The organism is Parasedimentitalea psychrophila, from assembly GCF_030285785.1.
In the GTDB taxonomy this organism is placed as follows: Bacteria; Pseudomonadota; Alphaproteobacteria; order Rhodobacterales; family Rhodobacteraceae; genus Parasedimentitalea; species Parasedimentitalea psychrophila.
The window spans coordinates 341,106-360,553 of sequence record NZ_CP127247.1 but is presented as its reverse complement, the minus strand read 5'-3'; the positions used below and the strand labels follow the sequence as shown (position 1 = coordinate 360,553).

The 19,448-nt window shown below is 58.6% G+C and carries 17 protein-coding genes and 2 pseudogenes; 7 read left to right on the top strand and 12 right to left on the bottom strand.

The features are described from left to right. Positions 1-42 precede the first annotated feature (42 nt). Positions 43-170 (top strand): annotated as a pseudogene (locus tag QPJ95_RS01755) (transposase); the annotation flags it as partial. A gap of 188 nt (positions 171-358) precedes the next feature. Here the strand turns inward: QPJ95_RS01755 and QPJ95_RS01750 are convergent. Next, entirely contained in the window at positions 359-748 is a 390-nt protein-coding gene (locus QPJ95_RS01750; protein WP_270920254.1) for a hypothetical protein, read from the bottom strand. Between the two features lie 792 nt (positions 749-1,540). Here QPJ95_RS01750 and QPJ95_RS01745 point away from each other — a divergent pair. After that, positions 1,541-1,657 (top strand): annotated as a pseudogene (locus QPJ95_RS01745) (IS5/IS1182 family transposase); the annotation flags it as partial. Between the two features lie 239 nt (positions 1,658-1,896). Here QPJ95_RS01745 and QPJ95_RS01740 read toward each other — a convergent pair. From QPJ95_RS01740 to QPJ95_RS01720, 5 genes are all read right to left on the bottom strand, one after another. Next, complete coding sequence (locus QPJ95_RS01740; protein WP_270918890.1) at positions 1,897-2,466, bottom strand: thermonuclease family protein; 570 nt, start codon at positions 2,464-2,466, stop codon at positions 1,897-1,899. Between the two features lie 183 nt (positions 2,467-2,649). After that, complete coding sequence (locus QPJ95_RS01735; RefSeq protein WP_270918889.1) at positions 2,650-2,856, bottom strand: cold-shock protein; 207 nt, start codon at positions 2,854-2,856, stop codon at positions 2,650-2,652. 617 nt (positions 2,857-3,473) lie between these two features. Then, entirely contained in the window at positions 3,474-3,776 is a 303-nt protein-coding gene (locus tag QPJ95_RS01730; RefSeq protein ID WP_270918888.1) for a hypothetical protein, read from the bottom strand. A 148-nt stretch (positions 3,777-3,924) separates the two neighbouring features. After that, positions 3,925-6,264 (bottom strand): M10 family metallopeptidase, encoded by a 2,340-nt coding sequence (locus QPJ95_RS01725; RefSeq protein WP_270918887.1) that lies wholly within the window; start codon positions 6,262-6,264, stop codon positions 3,925-3,927. A gap of 298 nt (positions 6,265-6,562) precedes the next feature. Further along, the gene (locus tag QPJ95_RS01720; protein WP_270918886.1) at positions 6,563-7,471 is read right to left on the bottom strand and encodes a LysR family transcriptional regulator; all 909 of its coding nucleotides are present in this window, start codon (positions 7,469-7,471) and stop codon (positions 6,563-6,565) included. A 157-nt stretch (positions 7,472-7,628) separates the two neighbouring features. Between QPJ95_RS01720 and QPJ95_RS01715 the strand changes: the two genes are divergently transcribed. Beyond that, positions 7,629-8,192: a carboxymuconolactone decarboxylase family protein gene (locus QPJ95_RS01715; RefSeq protein WP_270918885.1), complete on the top strand. Its 564-nt coding sequence runs from the start codon at positions 7,629-7,631 to the stop codon at positions 8,190-8,192. 146 nt (positions 8,193-8,338) lie between these two features. On the opposite strand, the gene QPJ95_RS01710 is transcribed toward QPJ95_RS01715, so the two are convergent. The 3 genes from QPJ95_RS01710 to QPJ95_RS01700 all read right to left on the bottom strand — a co-directional run bounded on the left by QPJ95_RS01710 (position 8,339) and on the right by QPJ95_RS01700 (position 11,282). Next, entirely contained in the window at positions 8,339-9,127 is a 789-nt protein-coding gene (locus tag QPJ95_RS01710) for an ATP-binding cassette domain-containing protein (RefSeq protein ID WP_270918884.1), read from the bottom strand. Position 9,128: 1 nt separating this feature from the next. Then, positions 9,129-10,253: an ABC transporter permease gene (locus QPJ95_RS01705; protein ID WP_270918883.1), complete on the bottom strand. Its 1,125-nt coding sequence runs from the start codon at positions 10,251-10,253 to the stop codon at positions 9,129-9,131. 78 nt (positions 10,254-10,331) lie between these two features. After that, positions 10,332-11,282, bottom strand: a complete 951-nt coding sequence (locus QPJ95_RS01700; protein WP_270918882.1) for a sugar ABC transporter substrate-binding protein — start codon at positions 11,280-11,282, stop codon at positions 10,332-10,334. Positions 11,283-11,469: 187 nt separating this feature from the next. Between QPJ95_RS01700 and QPJ95_RS01695 the strand changes: the two genes are divergently transcribed. Further along, the gene (locus QPJ95_RS01695) at positions 11,470-12,477 is read left to right on the top strand and encodes a LacI family DNA-binding transcriptional regulator (RefSeq protein ID WP_270918881.1); all 1,008 of its coding nucleotides are present in this window, start codon (positions 11,470-11,472) and stop codon (positions 12,475-12,477) included. Here the strand turns inward: QPJ95_RS01695 and QPJ95_RS01690 are convergent. Genes QPJ95_RS01690 through QPJ95_RS01680 form a run of 3 tightly spaced genes read right to left on the bottom strand, consistent with a single transcriptional unit; the run spans position 12,474 to position 15,638 of the window. After that, complete coding sequence (locus tag QPJ95_RS01690) at positions 12,474-13,607, bottom strand: Gfo/Idh/MocA family protein (RefSeq protein WP_270918880.1); 1,134 nt, start codon at positions 13,605-13,607, stop codon at positions 12,474-12,476. The genes QPJ95_RS01695 and QPJ95_RS01690 overlap by 4 nt on opposite strands. A 12-nt stretch (positions 13,608-13,619) precedes the next feature. Next, on the bottom strand, positions 13,620-14,513 hold the full coding sequence (locus QPJ95_RS01685) for a TIM barrel protein (RefSeq protein ID WP_270918879.1): 894 nt from the start codon (positions 14,511-14,513) through the stop codon (positions 13,620-13,622). Positions 14,514-14,534: 21 nt separating this feature from the next. After that, complete coding sequence (locus QPJ95_RS01680) at positions 14,535-15,638, bottom strand: Gfo/Idh/MocA family protein (protein ID WP_270918878.1); 1,104 nt, start codon at positions 15,636-15,638, stop codon at positions 14,535-14,537. 120 nt (positions 15,639-15,758) lie between these two features. Here QPJ95_RS01680 and iolD point away from each other — a divergent pair, with 120 nt between their 5' ends. Genes iolD through iolC form a run of 3 tightly spaced genes read left to right on the top strand, consistent with a single transcriptional unit; the run spans position 15,759 to position 19,446 of the window. Next, positions 15,759-17,630, top strand: coding sequence for a 3D-(3,5/4)-trihydroxycyclohexane-1,2-dione acylhydrolase (decyclizing) (gene iolD / locus QPJ95_RS01675; RefSeq protein ID WP_270918877.1), 1,872 nt, complete (start codon positions 15,759-15,761; stop codon positions 17,628-17,630). Next, positions 17,630-18,469 (top strand): phytanoyl-CoA dioxygenase family protein, encoded by an 840-nt coding sequence (locus tag QPJ95_RS01670; RefSeq protein WP_270918876.1) that lies wholly within the window; start codon positions 17,630-17,632, stop codon positions 18,467-18,469. Before iolD ends, QPJ95_RS01670 begins: the two co-directional genes overlap by 1 nt. 50 nt (positions 18,470-18,519) lie before the next feature. After that, on the top strand, positions 18,520-19,446 hold the full coding sequence (gene iolC / locus QPJ95_RS01665) for a 5-dehydro-2-deoxygluconokinase (protein ID WP_286018230.1): 927 nt from the start codon (positions 18,520-18,522) through the stop codon (positions 19,444-19,446). Positions 19,447-19,448 lie beyond the last annotated feature (2 nt).

Here is a 19,448-nt window from a genome sequence, read left to right as displayed (position 1 = left end):
CTGGACAGCAATGATTTAAAAGGCCAAAAACGGATGGCTTGGCTTGGGCTGGTAGGCTTGGACTGGGTGTCCCGGACTTCAGCACCTTGTATCGACGACAGATGCTGCTGTCGGTTGCCATTCCCTGCTGGGGTTCAGCAGGCCCATTACACCTTCTGATCGACAGTACCAGCAGACGAATGGTGCATTCTCTGAGTATCCGTATTGGTCAAGTTTGCATTTCAGTCCATTTTCGACCGTCACGTAGCAACGCATTTGCCATTGGCAATCAGCTCGTGACATTATGCTTTCATATCTGCATTGAGGCGCGTGGCGACCACGGCAGGTAGATCGCTCTTCGCAGGCGGGCCCGCCCGCCCTAGATGCGCTCTTTGCCCTGCCATTTACACCTTGGTTGGCAGGTGATGCTTGCATCACCGAGAAGCGGATTGGCGTGGAATTGGGGCAAGGCCTGCCAGGCTCGCGGCTTGCTTTCCGCTCCGGCTGCCCAGTTCGGGCATTCGCTGACCGGCAGTGATTTGCCCTGCAAATCATGTGAGGGTCCATGAGCATCGCAAAAGCGGTTATCCGTTGCCTGGCAGGGCATTGAAAATGCTCGAGAGGGGGCAATATCAGGGATGTTGATAAGGATGTCGACCTTTTCGGAGAGCGTTTTGTCGGAAGTAATGATCGTCTCAATTGTCGCGTCGATCTGCTCAATGTCGCGCTCAACCTGGCGCCGGCGCAGAGTGGCCTGCTTCCTGAGCAATGGGTGTGTTGCGGTGGCAAGTCGAGCCCTGGCAGCCGTCCGATCCTTGATCCACGGCCTGACAGTGCATGTTTACATGCATGAGAAGGGGAGCCTGTCGGGCGGTTGTCATCCCTTTGAGATTGTGAAGCATTTCGATTTTAGGTTTGTCAGCCTGCAACTCCAGGAGAGACCCCAGCATGGCCGCATCCGTCGCCTGGCAGGTGATGCTTGCATCGCTGAGAAGGAACCCGATCCGTTTTGGCCATTGTGCCGGTCCCTTCGGCGAAGCGGCGCGCCTGACGTGGGTTAACCGGTGCAAAAGGTAAATCATGCATTGCAAGACTGGTGTCCAGCAGCCGATGATAGACGCCGTTTGACGGGAAATTGATTCACTGGATCAATTCCTTGCCCGCCTCACCCTCGAATACGACCAAAGATACCTCCGCCTCTCGCACCCAGCGGATGAGCGATCTCAAGCCCGTCTTGGTGTTGGCAAATTGTTTGGGCTTACGGTTTGAGAGCCAAAAGGTGCCGAGCGTATCTTTCGAAACCCCTCTCGGTGCATGCTCTGCATGCACCTACCGGTCAGCGATCGATTCCGCCTCGTTCATTTGTCTTTTCCTTACCTCGTCTTGTCATGCGAGCCCAAAGCCCATGTATCCGTTCATCCCTCTCGCGGTTTGCGTGCAAACCTCTGCCGGGCAGTGGCTCTACCGTCACATGAGGGCCGGGATAAACATAAGACAAGAGGGGGTATTGATGAACAATCACTAGAGATACCAGCAATCGAGGTGACGCGCAGCAGCATCGGGGACGCGCCTCTCAGCGCGAGACTTCGATCGGCAGGTTGCCGAAATCCAGATCCGCGCTGCCGCACCTAACGGCGACACCGCGCTTGGCATACTCAAAACAGGGGCCGTAGGATAAGTCCGTCCGGGGAAAGGCGAAGGATGCCCATCACCCTATTTGTGCAACAAAGCCCTGTCAGGCGATAGCCGCAAAAATTATCGAGCGATTACAGAGCGCCCAGAGAGGCGCATTGCGGCCCGGTCCCCCCCTTTCAATCTTGGACTCGCCTTTGCCCTGGCATCCATTTCAAGCGGAACAAGGTCGCCGCTCTTGCTGAGTGGTGGCCAGCTGCTGCGGCATTTGCGACGGTCCCGATGTCAGTGCTGCTGCATGCGCCATTCCCATGGGGGTTGAGTGTAGGCTTGCCAGATTCCAATCTCATCGGCCTGGGCCAGGTTTGATTCAGAAAGATAATAGCCCTGATCCTGGTTGGGCCATGCCAGTCCTTCTTCGACCAATAGGGCACCGACGTCGCGGCCGTCTGCCTGGCAGGAGGCAAGGTAGAGCCCGTGGTTGCCAGTGTCGCTGCTGAAGCAGTCGACACGCTCGGCCAGGTGAATGATATTTCGTGCACGGTCACTGGATTGAGCCGAGCAATCCCAAAATGAACCGCTTGCTGTGTTGCATTGTTGAGCAGCCTTCGGGGCGTCGATACCAACCAGACGTATTCTGAGGTTGCCTAGGGCAAGGAAGTCGCCATCAATGACGCGAAACGCCTCACCCGGTGCGGAGACCAGAGGCCGAATATCGGCGGACAGTTTCTGAATGCTATGCAATTCCAAAAAGATTTTTGCAGAGATCGGGTCTGCCAGCGGCAGCTCTGCAGAGAACGCTACGCTGGCGATGGATGCGAGGGTCGCGGCTGCAATGGTTCGCTTTATAATCATGCTGGTGATCGCTCAAGTTATTGGATGGGATCTTGGTCTAGCCAAAGAATGCATCCAAAGAGCACAAAATTCAGTTAACTCGCCGCATTTCATTGTGGGTATTGGGGTGAAGTCGGCGCCGGAAACGCAAAACGCGGCCCGCTTAACAGGGGCCGCGCTTCTATAACTTGTCTTCGAAAAGGCTTATGCCAGTGCGAGGTTCACAGCGGACTCACGACCGTCACGGCCGGGCTCAATGTCAAAAGTCACTTTCTGGTTGTCGGCCAGACCGGTCAGACCGGAACGCTCAACAGCGGAAATGTGAACGAATACATCGTTGCTGCCGCCTTCTGGTGCGATGAAGCCGAAGCCTTTAGTAGAGTTGAACCATTTTACGGTGCCATTGGCCATATCCGTAGTCTCCTATAATTTGCTGCCCGCGTTGGTGCGGCAGCCCGGCATGTCAGGTCTGGATCGAAAGACTGAACGCCGTAGAACGGGAGACAGTAGGCCGAAAAAGAAAATCGTTAGCCATGTCCATTTGCGGGATTGTGGCGCAGCTATCAAGAGCTAAATTCAACATAGGCGTAGATTGGCCGAAATCCGCGGTCTCTTTTGCGGGCGGATATTGCCCGATCCGGCCAAACGATCAGTCACAGGCCTGCGGGCTCCATGGTTCCGAAAATACGGATAACTATTGGAAAAAAATGCATAATCACATTTGCACGGACAAATTTGATCGACGTGTAGTTGAGTAAGGTCAGGTCGGAATACCTCTGGTTGTCGCTAATGGGCCGCTATCAGCAGTCCCAGAAACCTCGGCAACAGGTTGGAATTAATTTGCATGACAGTGGCATATTGCGACGAAGAGGCGGCCAGCAGGGGGAAATCGGCCAACCGGGTCAGATAGTCAGGTCTGGGAAAAGGTGATTCGCCGCCAAAACGAGCCCCGCGATGTTGAGGTGGAACCGGTGCCGCAGCGGCGTTGATCCTTAAACGCGGGGAGCTGGGCCTATTTGGGGGCCGCACTATCTGTTTTCACGACCATTGTAGGAGGCGCGGCTCGCTCGGGTGTAGGCCTGTTGAAATGCGGCAACGGATATATAGCCGTCGCTCTGTATCGCGCCCGCAGGGGCGTTGACCGAATAGCGGCCTGGGATTGAAAACGTGCCGTTATATGCATGGTACCGCATGCATCGGTTGTCCCAGCAATTCTGGTTGTTTTGAAGTTTGATTTCGGTGCTGCCGTTTGCAGTCGTCCGCGTCGCGCTATTGGGCGCTTCGCAGGCTGTGATGACCAGCAAGGTCGGCAGAATAAGAAGTGCTTTCATGACCGTCTCCGAAGAAAATACCATTCTTTTACAATAGGATTGGTAAGATCCGATTTGAAGGGAAAACCCGCAACACTATCGCAATACTACCCGATTTCGGGGGAAGTGCAATTCGGGCGAACCCTGCGGGTTTATCTAGTCAACGGTGTCAGAAAATGAAGTCGTTCATGTCCATGTCTGTGAGCAACAGGCCATCAAGCAGAACCGATCCGCCGCTGCCGGTGGCAATCAGCAGCCCGTCTCCTGTCTGCGTGGCGGCGGCGGCGACATCGGCAAACGAGGTCAGGGTTGTGACCTCGCTAAACATGATCCGGTCGCCCTCCTGGGTGGAGAAATCGGTGACCCGGTCGGTCCAGGTGCCGTCTGTAAAGACAAAGATATCCGCCTCTGTGCCGCCAGTCAGTATATCAGCGCCATCGCCGCCTTCCAAGCGGTCTGCGCCGCTGTTGCCTGACAAGTCGTCATTGCCGGTATCGCCAATCAGCCGGTCTGCCCCGGCGTCGCCGTACAATCTGTCGTTCTGCGCACCGCCCTGCAAAAGATCGTTGCCATTGCCACCAAATAGCCGATCCGCGCCATCGTTGCCGTACAACCGGTCTTTGCCGTCCTGTCCATAGAGCTTGTCGGCACCATTGCCGCCGATCAGAGTGTCGTTGCCGGAGCCGCCGAACAGCCTGTCCAAACCGTCCTGTCCATAGAGCTTGTCGGCATCATCGCCGCCGATCAGAGTGTCGTTGCCGGAGCCGCCGAACAGCCTGTCCAAACCGTCCTGTCCGTAGAGCTTGTCGGCATCATCGCCGCCGCTCAGGGTGTCGTCTCCCGATCCGCCGAACAACCTGTCCAAACCGTCTTGTCCGTAGAGCTTGTCGGCATCATCGCCGCCGCTCAGGGTGTCGTTGCCGGAGCCGCCGTACAGCCTGTCCAAACCGTCCTGTCCGTAGAGCTTGTCGGCACCATTGCCGCCGCTGAGAGCGTCGTCGCCCAAGCCGCCGAACAACCTGTCCATACCGTTTTGACCGTAGAGCTTGTCCATGTCAGCGCCACCGCTCAGGGTGTCGGCGCCGGTGCCGCCGTGGGCCTGGTTGTTGCCATCGCCCAGGTCGATGGCGTTGTCGGCGCCATTGCCGGTGACAGTGTCGTCGCCAGCCCCCGCAATGAGATTTTCCAGCAGGGTGCCACCGGCGATGCCGACGTTGCCGGTCAGGCCGCCAATATCCGAGAAATATCCCCCCCGCATGTCGATCCGGTTTGCGGTTGCAAAGGGGCTGGTGTCCAGGGTGTCTGTGCCGCCTTGATCATAGATGGTAAAGGCCACGGCGCCTCCGTTGTAGGGCCCGGTGGCGCTGGTGCCGGTGAGGCTGGCAAAATATTCGCCCAATGGTCCGCCAAGCTCAGAATTGGCCCCCCAGACCGTATCGCCAGCCGTTTCGCTGCTGCCGCCAGCGGCGCCGTATAGGTCCTGAATGGCAATGATGTCCGCCATCATCGGAGTCAGAAGTAGGGCATGGCTGGCCTCGGTCTCGGTGTTTTCCGACTGACTGAAATAGGACATAAGCGACAGTTGCCAGCTGTCATTTGTGAAATTATTATCAACGCCATAGCTGGCGCTGCCGTTGTAGTCTCCCTGGTGGCCCAAGCCCAGAGCATGGCCTATTTCGTGGAAAAAAGTTTGCAGTGAGTAGCTGTCGACCGTGGTGCCGTAATTGCTGATCCAGTCGGTTGACACATTGACAATCGAGTATCCCGTGTTGCCGCTAACAACATTGTGGGCGCTGGAATAGGCGCCACTTTGGTGATCCTGAAAACGCATGTCTGCACTGGTGTTCGAGGTCTCCTGGAACAGGATGTCAGCGACCATTTCCCAGGCGTCAAAGGCCCAGCGGGCCAGCTGTTGTCCGGCGGCGGTCAGGCTGGTCAGGTTTACCGAGATGATGTTGCTGCCCGAGGTATCAAAGCTGTGGCGTATGAAACTGTTGTCTGCCCAGTAGCCGTCGGTCAGATAGGTCGCCAATTCATCCAGCGTTGCCAGAATGGGGCTCGGCTCAGGCGTGCCGCCAGAGGTGACGGTCAGTTCATATGTCCCGGCGTATAGATCCCGGTAACTGCCTGCGGAAAGATAGTAGGTGCCACTGACATCAACAGATGCAATCAGGGTGGAGTTCAGGCTGTCACCGTTGTCGTCGTTGGAGGACACCATAACACCGGCGGAATTGTAGAGCCGCAGATAGGGGTCGGACAGGGTACCGCTGCCGCCATATGATCCGTTGAGGTTGATCGTATTGACCGCGCCGGCCTGTAGCTCAATCGCCACCCAGTCCCGGTCACCACTGGACAGGCTGCCGGCAAATATATCGCCGACTGATATGGAATATGTGGTGGCGATCGAGGCTGCGGCGTCCGAGGTCTCCAGGATCCTTGCCGCCGAAACGGGTCTCTCTGCAAGGGGCAGTTGGCTTGGATCAGGTGTCAGCTTTGAAACCATAGTCATTCGGTCTTCCTGTCTGGTTCCGTTTCGTGCCTATTTAGCGACGCCATGAAGGCTCAACGTTCAGCCCCGAAGCAGCGTGAGGCACCGTGAGGCTACGGTGTCCAGTTTTGATGCTATCTCCCTTGGGGAGAGTCGGCCAAGCGATAATCCCTTGTATTGCGGAGTTTTGTCGACCACAGCCCTGTCGTAGCCTTGACATAAAATCTGGCTTTTATGGGGACCGCCTATGTCCGATCTCATCGGCCGATGCGAATTAGGGTGTTGCGGCGGCTCGGACTGCCGGTCAAGCTGGCTGGCGTTAGTATATGGCCCAAGCGTTGGCTCTGATTTTCTGGCTCATGAACTCCACAAATACCCGGATCTTGGGCGGCAGGTGTTGCTTATGGGCAAAGACCGCATGGATTGGGATGCTGGCGGGGCCGTGCTGGTGATCGGCCAGGATCCGCACCAGCTGGCCATTGTCCAGCGCGGTCTGAACCGACCAACAGGGCTGCATGACGATTCCATAGCCGGACAGCGCCGCCGCGATCAGCGTATCGCCATTGTTGCTGTACATGGAGCCGCCGACCTTTATCGACTGAGACTGGCCGCCAAGGGTAAAGCTCCAGTTGTTGCTGCCGGGGTTGGAGCGAAAGCACAGGCAATTGCGTGTTGCCAGATCCGAGACCTGTTGTGGGGCTCCGTATTGATCCAGATAGCCGGGGCTGGCGCAAGCGACAAGGGCGCTGCCTGCAAGGTTGCGAGCGACCAGCCCGGAGTCCGGCAGCGCGCCGAACCGGATCGCGACATCGTAGCCGAGGCCGACAAGATCCTCGACCGTGTCCTGAAGGGAAAGGCCCAGATTGATCTCGGGGTGGAGCGCGGAAAATTCGACCAGATGCGGTGCGATATACTGGCGTGCAAAGCCTGCTGGCGCGGTCACCCTGAGCAGCCCGGAGGGCGTGCCGCTGAGATCGCGGACAGCGGCGCTGGCCTCGTCCAGGGCGGTGACGATCTGGCGGGCGCGTTCGAAATAAATGCTGCCGGCCTCGGTCAGCTGCAGGCTGCGGGTGGTGCGGTGCAGCAGGCGGGTGCCGAGGTTCTCTTCGAGCCGGGTGAGCAGGCGCGAGGCTGACGACTGCGGCACGTTGAGCCGGGCGCCGCCCTTGGAGACGCTGTTTTCCTCGACCACGCTTACGAACAGTCGCAGGGCCAGTTCATTGTCCATTTTATAGATGGTCCATTTTATAGATGCCAACTGTGATACATGCCGAATTTGGATAAATAATATTCAAATAGCCAGTCTTATCTATTTTGGGCAATGAAATTACATCTCTTGCACAAGAGAAACTGATCACCGGTTTCCCAGCCAAGGACTACAGATGATGACCCATGCCGTTTTGCCGAATCTTCCGCTTCTTGATGAAAACTCTGCTTTGCCCGCGGCTGCTGAGCAACTGACCGCCGCCAAGTTGGCGATGGGGTTTGTGCCCAACATGTACGGAAATATGGCCAACCTGCCTGCGGTGTTGAGCACGTATAACGCCGGGTACGCAGCCTTTCGGAAGGACGCGGGTTTCTCCTCGGTTGAACAGGAGGTGGTCTTTCTGGCGATCAGCCGCGCCAATGGCTGTGACTATTGTACTGCGGCCCATTCAATGGTCGCGGATAAGATGTCGGGTGTTCCGGCAGATGTGTTGGAGGCGCTTCGGTCGGGGACACCGATATCCGACCTTCGTTTGGATGCACTGGCGCGATTTGCCTTTGCCATGACCGAGACGCGCGGCAAAGTCGAGCCGTCGCTGATGGATGACTTCCTGAGCGCAGGTTTCACCCAAGAGCATGTTTTGGCGGTGGTTTTGGCAATTTCGGTCAAGACACTATCGAACTACACCAACCATTTGGCTGCAACGCCGGTGGATGCGGCGTTCCGCGCTTATGCGGTCTGAGGAGTAAAGCCGGTCACCGTGAAAGGAAGGTCTCTTTCGACTATGTGGAGACAGATCCATACGACAGATCCATACGACAAATCCGTCGACTGGATGCGTCTGATCGTCTGCCCCCGCCGCGATTACTCGGGCGGGGGCATTTGGTGTTAGACGGTGCCGCCCAGGCTGCCTTCAAGCGCCACCAGCTCCTGACCGCCGGCCATCAGGTCCTGCAGTTCTTCGGGAGTGATTTCGCCGCGTTTGGCGGTGCCCAGCGTCTTGCCACGGTTCAGAACCGTGAACTGATCGCCGACCGCCATCGCGTGGCGCACGTTGTGGGTGATGAAGACCACCGCGATCCCCTGTTTGCGGACCTTGTCGATGGTGGCCAGCACATTGGCGGTCTGGCGCACACCAAGGGCCGAGGTCGGCTCGTCCAGGATCAGCACCTTGGCGCCAAAGTGAACGGCGCGGGCAATGGCGACGGTCTGACGTTCGCCGCCGGACAGGGTGCCGACCGCCTGATCCGGGCCGCGCAGGCTTATGCCCATCTTGCCCATCTCTTCCAGGGTGACCTTATTGGCATATTCATGGTCAAACAGCTTGAGCGGTCCGACCCTGCGCAGCGGTTCATTGCCCATGAAGAAGTTGCGGCTGACCGACATCAGCGGGATCATCGCCAGGTCTTGATAGACTGTCGAAATACCCGCAGCGATGGCGTCACGGGGCCGCTCAAAACTCAGCGGTTTGCCGTCAAAGTGGATCTCGCCCTTGGTCGGTTTATGGACCCCGGACATGGTCTTGATGAAGGTGGATTTACCAGCGCCATTGTCGCCCAGCAAGCAGTGACATTCACCGGGATAGACCTTGAGCGAGACACCAGCCAGGGCAATAACCGAGCCAAAATGCTTCTCGATGCCCTTCATTTCGATGATCGGGTTTCGGGTGCTGCTCATGTTATCTCTCCCCAGTGATCATGCGGCGGATATAGGTGTTCAGGATCACTGCAAACAGCAGGATGACGCCCAGGAACACTCGGAACAGGCTGCTTTCCACGCCAGCAAAGAACAGGCCCTGCTGCACCACACCAAAGATCAGCGCCCCAAGAGCCGCGCCAATGACCGAGCCATAGCCGCCGGTCAGCAGAGCGCCGCCGATGACCACGGCAATGATCGCCTCAAATTCCTTCAACAGACCGCGGTCAGCCCCGGCCGAGCCAAACTCCATCACCTGACAGGTGGCAAAGACTGTGGCGCAAAAGGCGGTGGCCATGAACATCAGGATCTTGACGCGATTGACCGGAACACCAGCGTAGCGGGCCGCTTGGGCGTCGCCGCCGACGGCGAAAATCCAGTTCCCGAACCGGGTTTTTGTCAACAGGATATGACCAATCACCACCAGAACCAGCGCCCATACTATGAGCATGGGAATGCCGCTTACCACCGGCTGGCCCTGGCGGGTGCCACGCTCAAACACCGCGATGATACCGGCGTCGCCCATCCACTGGAACAGCCCGGTAAAGATCTTGCCGCCGAATAACGGCGCCAGCCAATCGCCCTCGGCAACGTCCTTGATACCGCCGATAATTGTTTTGCGTTCAACCGTCTGCGGCAAATAGATGGTGAATCCGCGCAGGATGAACAGGAAGGCCAGCGTGACAATGAAGCTGGGCAAGCCGGTCCGCACCACGATAAAGCCGTTCAGCGCTCCGATTGCCAGCGACAGCACAAATGTGACCAGGATTGCCAGCCAGACTGGCCAGCCCAAGGTGACGCTGAAGATCGCAATCATCATGCCGGAAAAGCCGATCATCGAGCCGACCGACAGGTCGAATTCGCCGGCGATCATCAGCAGGCAGGCGCCCACTGCAATGATCATGAACTGAGCGGAAACCTGGCTCCAGTTCATAATGCCCTGGCTGTTGAACATGCCGCTGTCGAAGGCGAACAGCAAAAACAGCGTGAAAACGAGGACGGTGCCGACAATGCCGCCCAGTTCGGGACGGATCAGAGATTCTCGAAAGCGGGAACGGGTCTTGATGCGCTCGTCGCCGTCTAGGGCAGGGGTTGGTGCTTCGGGCATTAGGATGGCCTTACCTGGTCCAGATGTTGGATGGTAAAAGGGCGGCCAATTTGCACTGACCGCCCTAATTCGGAAGAGTTAGCGGTATTCGCCCGCAAACATCTCGACTTTTTCAAGTCCGTCGGCGGTGACAAAACCAGGACCGGAGTTGATGTTGTTGCCGGGCAGCACACCGTAGCGGTGATAGTTGGTCATCACCACAACCGGCAGATAGGCCTGCAGGAACGGTTGCTGGTCGATGCCCCAGTTGATCACGCCGGCCTTGATGCCTTTGACGATTTCTTCGCCCAGATCAAAAGTGCCGAAGTAGATGTCACCGGCCAGACCGTTTTCATCCAGCGCCAGCAGCGTCGGATCGGCGCTGGTTGGGCCCAGTGTCAGGATCGCATCCGTTTCAGGGTTGGCGCTCAGATAGGCCATCACTTTGTTCTTGATCTCGGATGGATCCTGTCCACTGTCGATCATCTGGTTGGCCAGATCGACGCCCAGACCATCGGCAAAGCCCTGGCAGCGCTCAGTGGAGGAGGGCGAGCTGATATAGTGGTTGACGCAGAGAAAGCTGCCCACCCCATCGCCCTTGGCCCGCAGTCCAGCCGCAAGACCGGCGTCATATTCGGGCTGGCCCACATACATCAGCGCGCCCACTTGGCGGGTCTGCTCGGGGGTGCCCGAGTTCATGATGATCACGTCGACACCGCTGTCTACAGCCGCTTGGATCGGGCCGGACAGCACGTCAAAATCGCTGAGCGTGGTGATGATGCCGTTGGGCTGGGATGCGGCAGCCTGTTCAATGATCCGCGCCATGTCAGCCAGATCACCGGTTGGCGGGTTGCGGTATTCAACCTCGACATTCATCTGCTCGCCTGCCAGTGCGAGACCGTTTTTGACTGTGTTCCACCAGCTGTCGCTATCCGGAGCGTGGCTGACCAGAATATATTTCTCGCCCTCAGCGGATGCGGTTGTTGCGATCATCATTGGTGTCGCCACAACGGCTGTCGCCAGCATCAGTTTCTTCATTAGTGAAGTCATTGTTTCCCTCCCAGAAAATACCGTCTCTTGGTGCAAAAAAACGGTTATCTCCGTCTCTTCGACTCATATCTAACCACACTTGAGACCCCCTTGCAACCGGTTGCAAAATTTCCTTAAATTTTTGATACTGTCTTTGCCGCGTAAAGCAGCTAGAACGCGTACCGCAGGATCAGGGGATCGGGACAGGATGGCCGTTACATTGAAAGAGGTTGCCGAACGCGCCGGGGTTTCCCGGTCTGCGGTGTCTCGGACATTTACCGATGGTGCTTCGGTTTCCAACAAGATGCGGCACAAGGTTGAAGCCGCCGCCGATGAGCTGGGCTATAGTCCCAATGCGCTGGCCTCCTCGCTGACCACTGGCCGCACGAAGCTGATCGGGTTGGTATCCAATAACTTCAAGAATCCATTTTTCCTGAGGGTCTTTGATCTGTTTACCTCTGGTTTGCAGGAACGCGGGCTGCGACCGCTGCTGGTCAACCTGACCGGCGACCAGGGGCCGGATGAAAGCGTCCGCATGCTGCGTCAATACTCGGTGGATGGGGTGATCGTGGTCTCCTCGACTGTCCCGGCCAGTTTTGCGGGATCATTTGATAAGGCCAATATTCCGGTGGTGTTTGCCTTTGCGCGCTACAAAGACAACCCAAATGCCAATCTGGTTGGCATTGATAACGTCGCGGCCGGTGCTTTTGCGGCGCGCACGCTGATTGGGCGAGGCTATAAACATATTGGATTTCTGGGCGGGCCGGAAAATGCGGTCTCCACCTCGGATCGTTTTCAAGGCTTTGCCGCCGAAATGGCCGCGCACCCTGAGCTGAGGTTCTCGCATGCCTATTCCAGTGAATACTCGTTTGCCGCTGGCCGCGCGGCGATGCTGGGCCTGCTGGACCGTGGTGGTCACGCCGAGGTGTATTTTGGCGCCGATGATGTGATTTCGATTGGGGCGCTGAGCGCCATAGAAAGCCGCGGGCTGCAGGTGCCCGGGGACATTGGGGTGCTGGGCCTGAATGACATGGAAATGGCGGGCTGGGAGAACATCAACCTGACGACGATCCGGCAGCCCATCCGCCAAATTACCAATGCCGCTGTGGACCTGATGGTGTCTCAACTGGAAACGCCTGACCACTACCCCGAGGCGCGCTTGTTCCCCTGCACGTTGATCGAGAGGGGAACACTGCGCAGGCCGGTTACGACCTAACGGAAGATTGACGGACGGGCGTCCATCCAGGCTCCGTTCGCCTTGGCCGAGGCCACCGCTGTGTGAACCGCAGCCATTGACCGCAATCCGTCAACGGCTCTGGGCAGGCTGTCACGGGTCTCGCCGCGAATGGCATCGGCCAGATCGCAGTAGATATTGGCAACTGCCAGCGGAAAGCCTTCGGGGTGGGCAATGGCCACACGCGACAGGCGCTGAGCGTCTTCGTGGAGCCCTGCCTCGCCTTTTTCAATGATCTGAGTGCGACCGCCAACCGGAGTATAGATCAGTTGGTTCGGCTGCTCCGAGGTCCAGCGCAGCCCGCCGGTCTCGCCAAACACCTGGATGTCAAAGCCGTGTTGACGGCCAATCGCCACTGACGATGTCCACAGGCGCCCAACAGTGCCACCGCTCATGCGGAAATTGACCATTGCGTCATCTTCCAGCTGGCGGCTGGGAATGGTCGAGGCAAAGTCAGCCGACAGGTTTTCTACCTCGTCATTGCTGATAAAACTAGCCATATGCAGGGCGTGGATACCGCAATCGGCGAACTGCCCAGAGACCCCGGCCATCGCCGGATCATAGCGCCAGCGCACCCGTGGATTGTCTGCATCCGTGGCGTCGCCGTGGTGGCCGTGACTGAAGTTGGTCACTATCAGCCGCACTTTGCCGATCTCGCCGCTGCGCACCATGGCACGGGCCTGACGCACCATCGGGTAGGCGGAATAGCAGTAGTTCACGGCGCAGATCTTACCGGTGGCCTCGGCCACCCGGACGATTTCCTCGCCCTCTTCGACGGTCATGGTCATCGGCTTTTCGCACAGCACGTTGATCCCGGCCTCTAGAAACGCCTTGGTGATCTCAAAGTGGGTGGAGTTGGGGGTTGCGATTGTGACCAGATCAATCCGATCCTCGCGGTTTTTCTCGCCAGCGAGCATTTCGCGCCAGTCGCCATAGGCGCGATCTGCCGCCACGCCCAGGCGCAGAGCATAGTCGCGGCCCTGTTCAGGCCGGTGATCCAGCGCGCCAGCGGTGAGATCAAACAAGCCGTCAGCCAGTGCGCCCAGGCGGTGTGCCGGGCCGATCTGGCTGCCTTCGCCGCCGCCGATCATGCCCCATTTCAATTTTGTCATCTGTTAGGCTCCTTAGTTAAAGCCAATAGTTTCAAGGTATTCACGGTTCTTGCGCGCATCACCGATGGGATCTGGGTCCAGCGTGGGGTCACAGTCCTGCTCGACCGTGCACCAGCCGGCAAAGCCCGCCTCCAACAGCACCTGACGCACCGCCGGGAAATCCACGTCGCCGTCGCCCAGGTTGCAGAAAATGCCCTGACCACAGGCATCGTAGAACCCGGCCCGGCTGGCAATGACATCTGCTTTGACCCTCGGGTTGATGTCTTTGAAATGCATGTAGGAAATCCGGTCCACATGGCGCTTCATAAAGGCGATCGGGTCAAAGCCGGCGTAAGAGTGGTGGCCGGTGTCAAAGCAGATCTTGAGGATCTTGTCGTCAACCTCGTCCAGCAGGCGCTCAAGCTCGGGCTCAAAATCCATGAAACCTGCGGCATGGGCGTGGATACCAACGGTCAGCCCGTATTCCTCGCTGCCGATCCGCGCTGTTTCGGCGATGCGGTCGCGGTAAGCAGCCCATTCGGCCTTGTCCATCTGCGCGGCCTCAGAGGCGCGGCCGGCGGTGGGGGCGCGGCGCGGCGAGATGGAATCGATCAGCACCAGATGCTCGGCCCCATGTGCCTTTAGCGCGCGCGCAGTGCGGTGGGTGGCATCCAGTACCTCGTCCCAGGCGTCCGGATCATGATAGGCGCGGAACACCACGCCGCCAATCAGCTCCAGCTCATGTTGCGCCAGCGCGTCGCCCAGCTCAGCCGGGTCCTCGGGCATATAGCCAACGGGGCCCAGCTCAATGCCCTTGTAGCCGGCCTTGGCGCAGTCGCTGAGGACGGATTTCCAGCTGGGGTTTCTAGCGTCATCCGCAAATTCCACCCCCCATGAACAGGGAGCGTTGCCAATTCTGATTGTCATTTGTTCGTCCCTTTCAAAGGCTCAGAACGCGTTTATATCTTGCCACTTACGGTCTCGCGACGAGGCGAAAGCAGCTGCTATCACTCGGTTGACATCCATTCCGTCGCGGAAGGTTGGCCAAACCGGTTGTCCGGTCTCGATGGCAGTCAGGAAATCCCTTGCCTCGATGATGATCTGATCCTGATATCCGGTGCCGTGGCCCGGGCCCTGACAAAACGGTTCATAGTCAGGATGGGCGGGGCCGGTCAGGATCTTGGTGAATCCACGCTCGGCCTCGGGGGTGTCCATCTGGTACAGCCAGACTGCGTTCTGATCTTCCTGATCAAACCGCACAGCCCCCTTGGTGCCGGTGATTTCATAGGCATAACCCATCTTGCGCCCGGTTGCGACGCGGCTGAAATACATCTGCCCCATGGCGCCGTTTTCAAACCGGCACATCATCTGCGCATGGTCGTCATTGGTCACGTCGCCGCCCGGGCGGGTTTTATGCACGGTTTCGATTTCCGCCATGACGCGGCTGATTGGCCCCATCAGGGCCAGCGCGCCGTTGATCATATGTGGTGCCAGATCGCCCATGGTGCCATTGGACTGGCCGCTGCAGCGCCATGTGGCAGGGGCCTTGGGGTCGGCATAGAAATCCTCGGTATGCTCACCGCGGAACATGGTGATCTGGCCCAGTTTGCCATCGGCAATCAACCTGCGCACATACTGGCTGGCCGGGGTGCGGATATAGTTGAATCCCACCATATTGGCGCAGCCCGAGGCCTCGGCGGCGGCGGTCATCGCCCGGCTGTCGTTCAGCGAGGCGCCCAAAGGCTTTTCGCAGAAAACCGGCTTGCCCAGAGCAAAGGCGGCCTCGGCTACAGCGCGGTGGGTCGACTGAGGGGAGGCAATCACAATGGCCTCGACCAATGGGTCATTCACCAGCGCACGCCAGTCCTCAGTGGCGCGGCGAAAGCCGTAGGCCAGACGATACCGCTCGGCGCTATCGGCCGATGACGCGCAGACCATTTCCAGTCGGGGGCGCAGTCGCGTGTTAAAGACCGCACCAACCGCAGACATGGCAACAGCATGGGCTTTGCCCATGTAGCCACCGCCAAGAATGCCAATGCCAATTTCCACCATGTTTCGGGTTCCTGCTGAATTTGAGTTTGCAACCGGTTGCAAAATTTGTATCCTGAGATTCGAATTCTAGCAAGCCGCATTCGACTGGGTGCCGGAAAATCCAACAAAGGTCGTGCTGAAATGACGCCAACATCAGACACCATCCGCCTGACCACCGCGCAGGCAATTATTCGCTGGCTAAGCAACCAGTACATCGAGATCGACGGCGCAGAGATGCGCCTGTGCGGCGGCGGTTTTGGTATCTTTGGCCACGGCAATGTGACCTGCCTCGGTGAGGCGCTGCACGAGGTTCAGGACGCGTTGCCGCTTTACCGTGGCCAGAACGAGCAAAGCATGGGGTTCGCCGCTGCCGGCTATGCCAAACAGTGGCTGCGCCAGCGGTTTATGTTCTGCACTGCCAGCGCCGGGCCGGGCACCTCGAACCTGCTGACCTCGGCGGCGCTGGCGCATGCCAACCGGCTGCCGATGCTGCTATTGTGTGGCGATACGTTTCTGACCCGGCTGCCCGATCCGGTTCTGCAGCAGATGGAGAATTTTGGCGATCCGACATTTGGGGTGAATGACGCCTTCAAGCCGGTTGTGCGCTACTGGGACCGCATCACCCATCCGGCGCAGGTGATCCAGTCGCTGCCCGCTGCAATTGCCACTATGCTCGATCCGGCGGATTGTGGCCCGGCGTTTTTGGGGCTGCCGCAGGATGTGCAAGGCTGGACCTATGATTACCCATCGGTGTTCTTTGAGAAAAAGGTCCACCGTATTCGCCGTATCAGCCCGGATGCCGATGAAATTGCCGATGCGACGGCCCTGTTGAAATCGGCAAAGCGCCCGATGATCATCGCCGGTGGCGGGGTGCAGTATTCGCGCGCGGTGGCTGAATTGACCGCCTTTGCCGAGGCACATCAAATCCCGGTGGTCGAAACCATCGCCGGCCGGGCCAATATGGTGGCAACCCATCCGCTGAATATCGGGCCACTTGGGGTCACGGGATCCAACAGTGCCAACGAGATCGCCGAGCAGGCGGACGTGATTGTTGCCGTGGGCACCCGGCTGCAGGACTTTACCACCGGATCGTGGACGGCTTTTGCCAAGGATGCCCGGATTATCTCAATCAACGCAGCCCGGCATGACGCGGCTAAGCATATGTCACTGCCGGTTGTCGGCGATGCCAAGCTGTCGATTGGCCAGTTGGGAACGGCTGTTGCCGGCTATCAAACCCCGGCCAGCTGGACCAGGCAGGCACAGGCGGGGCGCGCCACTTGGGATGCCTATGTCGCTGAGAATGTTGAATACGGCAATCGGCCGGCCTCTTATGCGCAGGCCATTGGTATTGTGAACGAACTGTGTGATCCGCGCGACCGCGTGGTGGCCGCCGCAGGGGGATTACCGGCCGAGGTGACCGCCAACTGGCGCACGCTGGATATCGGGACCGTCGATGTTGAATTTGGCTTTTCCTGCATGGGATACGAGATCGCCGGGGCCTGGGGCGCCCGGATCGCGCAGATGCAGCGGGAACCCGAACGCGACACCATCGTTTTCCTTGGTGATGGCTCCTACATGATGTTGAATTCGGACATCTATTCCTCCGTGCTCAGCCAGAAAAAGCTGATTATTCTGGTGCTGGATAATGGTGGCTTTGCGGTCATCAACAAGCTGCAGAACAACACCGGCAATGAAAGCTTTAACAACCTTCTTGCGGATTGCCCGACAATTCCCGAACCGTTTGCGGTGGACTTTGAGGCCCATGCAGCGGCGCAGGGGGCCGTTGCTGAAACCGTGTCAAACCCGGATGAATTGGGTGCGGCGTTCAAACGGGCCAAAGCCAGCGCCCGGACCTATGTGATCGTTATGAAGGTCGACCCCTATGAGGGCTGGACCACCGAAGGCCATACCTGGTGGGAGGTCGGCACCCCGCATATCACCACAAGCAATCGTGTTCGCGAGGCGCACACCGACTGGGAAGCCAGCCGAGACAAACAGCGAAAGGGCGTATGATGAAACGGTTTACCGCAGCAACAGCAAATCCAGCCGAGATTGTTGAAGAGCTTTTGAATGGTGGCGGAGCGGTCGGAATTTCAGGACTGTTCACCGCGCAAGAGATCGCCGAGGCGCGGGCCATTGTCATGGCGCACTCGGAACACTCCGCCGAAAAGGCCACCCATTTTCAAGGCGCGGCCGAGGGTGCAGGCAATCTGAACCTGCAACGCCGGGTCTGGAACCTGCTGGCCAAGGGCGAGGTGTTCTCGCACATGGCGACCCATCCGGTGCTGATGAATGTCCTGCGCAGTTTTCTGGGCACCGAGTTCATCATGGGCTCAATCGCCGCCAATCGCATTCTGCCCGGTGGGCCGGGGCAGGAGCCGCATGTGGATTACCCCTATTGGGATTTCCATAAGCCTGAGACCCATCCGGTGGGGTTCAACGGCTCGTTTCCGATGAACGCGCAGGTATCGGTGCTGCTGGACCCGTTCACCAAGGAAAGCGGCGCCACCGGTTATGTGCCGGGTAGCCAGCGAGAGCTGCGCTATCCCGCGCCCGAGGATGGATTTTATAACCGCTGCGAGCGCATGACCGGCGAGCCGGGCGATGTCGCCCTGTTTTACGGGGTGACCTGGCACTGTGCGATGCCAAACAAGGCAGATCACGATCGCAGTGCAATTCTGATCCAGTATCTGCCCAAGTGGGTGAAACCGATGGAGGACATGCCTGCGGCGTTGCCGCAACCATTCCTAGACAACGCCAGCCCCGAGTTGCGTCAATTGCTGGGGATGAACTATCCCTATCCCGAGGTGCTGGACGCCGCCAAAGCAGGCAATACGGAGGGCCGCAAGTGATCCTGGACGGAATCAAAAAACGCAATTTTCTGGTCATTGGAAGGGTCGGAATGGACCTGAGTCCTGATCCGGCCGGGACCAGCATCCGTGATGCCACCACTATGGCTGTCGCCATGGGCGGCAGCAGTGCCAATATCGCGGCCGGGCTGGTCAAACTGGGGTGCCAGTCAGCTTTGCTCACCTCAGTTTCTGACGATGCGGTCGGCTGGTATTGCGAAGGCCAGTTGGACCATTACGGCATTGATCGCACCCATGTGAAACGGATCACCGGTGAAGCCCGGACCTCCCTGGCGATCTATGAGACACGGCTCGCCGACCACCAGTCCGTTATCTACCGCAACAATGCCGCCGATTTTCAGATGAGCATCGAAGATGTCGAGGCGGTGGACTATAGCCAATACGGCGCCCTGATCACGGCGGGCACGGTGTTTGCGGCTGAGCCGTCACGTTCGGCAACCTTCCGGGCGTTTGAGCTGGCCCGCGAGGCCGGTCTGCCGATCATCTTTGACGTCGACTATCGCCCCTACAGCTGGCCGTCGGCACAGGTCGCCGAAGAGGTGCTGTCGCGGGCTGGCGCGCTGTCTGATGTGATCGTCGGCAATGACGAAGAGTTTGGCTTTATGGCGGGCGACATCAGTCGCGGGTTGGATAGGGCGCGCGCACTTGCCAGGTCCAGCGCCGCAATCGTGGTCTATAAAATGGGCCCTGGGGGGGCTGTGACCTTTGCCAACCAGCAAGAGATCCGCACCGGGATCTACCCGGTGACTGCCTTGAAACCCACCGGCGCTGGCGACAGCTTTATGGCGGGGTTGCTGGCCTCTCTCGCCGAGGGGCGCGAAATGCAGGATGCAGTTTTGCGCGGCTCCGCCTGCGCCTCAATCGTGGTGGCCCGCCCCGGCTGCGCCCCTGCCATGCCCGTCATGGCCGAGCTTGAAACCTTCCTGGCCTCGCACCCTGGCCCGACCGACCCTCGCTAAAG